Raw genomic sequence first — 529 nt, forward strand, 5'->3', positions numbered from 1 at the left:
CCCTTCCGAGATTTCATCGAGCAGCAGCAGGTTTGCGCCGGTGCGCAGGATGCGGCCGACGGCCAGCATCTGTTGCTCGCCGCCAGAAAGACGCGTGCCCTGGCTCTGCTTGCGTTCCTTCAGGTTCGGGAACATTTCGTAGATCTCGGCCTCGCTCATGCCCTGGCTGGAACCTTTCAGCACCGGCGGCAGCAGCAGGTTCTCTTCGCACGAGAGCGACGAGAAGATCGCGCGCTCTTCGGGGCAGTAGCCAATGCCGTAGTGCGCAATCTTGTGCGTGGGCAAGTTGATGGTTTCCTTGCCATCGACCTTGATCGATCCCTTGCGTGCGCCGGTCAGGCCCATGATCGCGCGCATGGTGGTGGTGCGGCCTGCGCCATTGCGGCCCAACAGCGTTACCACTTCGCCACGATTCACAGTGAGGTCCACACCGTGCAGGATGTGCGATTCGCCGTACCAGGCGTGCAGGTCCTTGATTTCGAGAGCGGGAACGTTGGATGCGTTCGTGGACATATCAGTGCGCTCCCTG

Annotated in this window: 1 protein-coding gene; it reads right to left on the bottom strand. The window is 61.4% G+C overall.

The genetic code is table 11. The features are described from left to right. On the bottom strand, positions 1 to 513 hold a 513-nt coding region (locus tag ABDB81_RS25675), incomplete at its 3' end, for an ATP-binding cassette domain-containing protein (protein ID WP_346813954.1). Positions 514 to 529 lie beyond the last annotated feature (16 nt).

Origin of the sequence: Cupriavidus sp. DL-D2 (assembly GCF_039710735.1) — a bacterium.
Lineage (GTDB): Bacteria > Pseudomonadota > Gammaproteobacteria > Burkholderiales > Burkholderiaceae > Cupriavidus.